This is a genomic window from Stenotrophomonas sp. NPDC077659 (assembly GCF_050268705.1).
GTDB lineage: Bacteria > Pseudomonadota > Gammaproteobacteria > Xanthomonadales > Xanthomonadaceae > Stenotrophomonas.
The window spans coordinates 1-2,460 of record NZ_JBNNHG010000249.1 but is presented as its reverse complement, the minus strand read 5'-3'; the positions used below and the strand labels follow the sequence as shown (position 1 = coordinate 2,460).

Annotated in this window: 2 protein-coding genes; both read right to left on the bottom strand. The window is 68.9% G+C overall.

Translation table 11 applies throughout. The features are described from left to right. Positions 1-79: 79 nt before the first annotated feature. A complete protein-coding gene (locus tag ACQKDV_RS19100; RefSeq protein ID WP_427785809.1) occupies positions 80-1,645 on the bottom strand; it encodes a protein adenylyltransferase SelO in 1,566 nt (521 codons plus the stop codon). Between the two features lie 31 nt (positions 1,646-1,676). Next, positions 1,677-2,366, bottom strand: coding sequence for a glutathione S-transferase family protein (locus ACQKDV_RS19095; RefSeq protein WP_427785808.1), 690 nt, complete (start codon positions 2,364-2,366; stop codon positions 1,677-1,679). Between the last annotated feature and the right edge of the window lie 94 nt (positions 2,367-2,460).

Below are 2,460 nucleotides of genomic sequence, written 5' to 3'. Positions count from 1 at the left end.
CCACGGAATGCCCGCTCTGGCTTTGGCCGTTGCCGTTGCATTGAGCAGGTGCAGGCCTGCAAGCCCTGCAAAACACCCCCTACGAACTGCAGGACAGCATCGAACAGCCTGCACGATGGTCCGCCCACGCCGGCCGCTTGCCCGCATAGTGCTCCAGCCCCGGGCGCTCCGTGTACGGATCACGCAGCACCTGCTGCAGCGCATGCACACCGCCCAGGTCGCCCTGCTCCGCCCGGTCGATCGCTTCCTGCGCCAGCCAGTTGCGCAGCACGTACAGCGGATTGGCCGCCGCCATCTTCGCCAACCGCATGTCCGCCGGCAGCGGATCAGCACGCAGCCGCGCGGCATAGTCCTGCAGCCACGTCTGCAGCGGCGCCTGCACGGCCTGCCGGCGCGTGTCGTCGTAGTACACCGCCTCCAGCACACGGGCATCCGGCGCCGCCGCATCCACGCGCATCAGTGCGCGCCAGGCCAGGGTCATGTCCATGCCGCCGTCCTGCAGCAGCTGCTGCCAGCGCAGGTACAGCTGCAGGTCTTCGTCGTCGGCAGCCGCCAGGCCCAGCTTGGCAGCGGCATCGCGGCGCGTGCAGGCAACAAACGTGCTCTGGAATGCCGCCAGCCCCGCCTGCAGCGGCTGCACGTCGGCGAACAACGGCGACAGCGCCTGTGCAAGCCGGTTGAGATTCCAGTACGCCACCTGCGGCTGCGTGCCGAAGCGATAGCGCCGGCCCTGTGCATCGGTGGTGTTGGGCGTCCAGTCCGGGTCGTAGTCCTCCACCCAGCCATATGGGCCATAGTCGATGGTCAGGCCCAGCACGGACAGGTTGTCGGTATTCATTACCCCGTGCACGAAACCAACCCGCATCCAGTGCGCCATCAGCTCGGCGGTGCGCACGGCGATCTGTGCGAACCAGTCGCCATACAGCGCCTCACCCTCGCCCTGCAGCTCAGGGAAATCACGGGCGATGCAGGCATCGGCCAGTTGCTTCAACAGCGCGGTTTCACCGCGCGATGCCGGCAGCTCGAACGTACCGAAGCGGATGAACGATGGCGCGACGCGGCAGACAATGGCGCCCGGCTCGGCGCGCGGGTGGCCGTCGTAGAACATGTCACGCATCACCTCTTCGCCGGTGGCGACCAGCGACAGCGCGCGCGTGGTCGGTACGCCGAGATGATGCATGGCTTCGCTGCACAGAAACTCGCGGATGGATGAGCGCAGCACGGCGCGGCCGTCGGCGCCGCGCGAATACGGCGTCGGCCCGGCGCCCTTGAGCTGCAGTTCCCAGTGCCGGCCATCGGCAGCCACCAGTTCACCCAGCGAGATCGCGCGGCCATCGCCCAGCTGGCCCGCCCAGTGGCCGAACTGATGGCCCCCATAATTGGCCGCCCACGGCTGCATGCCAGCGTAAAGCGCGTTGCCCGCAACCACCCGGGCAAAGTCCTCACCTTCCACATCTGCGGCTGCAAAGCCAAGCATCAAGGCGACCTCGGGCGACCAGGCCAGCAGGGACGGTGCCGCCACCGGGGTGGGCATCACCGATGACCACGCCGCACCCCGCACCTCGCGGCGGCGCGCGCCGGCCTCAGGGTCACCCGGCAGGGCGGCCAGCAGACGGTTGTCGAAACGGGGGGTGTCGGTATCCATGCCTGCAGGATGGGGGCGATACGGCCGCGCCTCAATCGCCGCGCAGGGCCTGCAGGGCCCCACCGTGGGCCTCGGCACGCTGGTACGCCGGGCGTTCGCCGATACGTGCGAGGAAGGCACGCAGCGCGGGCTTGTCGTCCAGGCCGCCGCCACGGGCAGCAGCGGCCTGGATCGGGAAGCTCATCTGTATGTCGGCGGCGGTGAACCGGTCGCCTGCGAACCACGGGCACTCGGTCAGCCGCCGCTCCATCCAGTCCAGGTGCAGGCGTCGCTGCGGGCCGATGAAGCTGCGCTCGGCCTTGTCGGCGATGCTGCGGGCGATCGGCCGGGCGAAGAACGGCATCGGCGCGCTGCGGATGCGACCGATCACCAGGGTCAGCAGCAACGGCGGCATGGCCGAGCCTTCGGCGTAGTGCAGCCAATAACGGTAATCGATGCGCTCGGCACCGTCGGCCGGCACCGGCGAGGGTGAGAGCTGGCGCTGGGTGTCGTAGCGGTCGGCCAGATAGTCGAGGATGGCCCCGGATTCGGCCAGCACCAGATCGCCATCCTGCAGCACCGGCGACTTGCCCAGCGGATGCACCTGCCGCAGCTCCGGTGGCGCCAGCAGCGTCTTCGGATCACGCGGGTAGCGGCGCAGCTCGTAGTCCAGGCCCAGCTCTTCCAGCATCCACAGCACGCGCAGCGAACGGGAGTTTTCGAGGTGATGGACGATGCGCATGGGCGGGCTCGTGGAATGCATGCCCCATTGTAGAGTCGAGCACGCTCAGGCCGCTGGCGCGCAGCACGTACAGCAGCAGGCTGCCGCCCACCAG

Coding starts and splice junctions, on each gene's coding strand:
- ACQKDV_RS19095 (WP_427785808.1), bottom strand. CDS start 2,366: ATGCGCATCGTCCATCACCTCGAAAACTCCCGTTCGCTGCGCGTGCTG.
- ACQKDV_RS19100 (WP_427785809.1), bottom strand. CDS start 1,645: ATGGATACCGACACCCCCCGTTTCGACAACCGTCTGCTGGCCGCCCTG.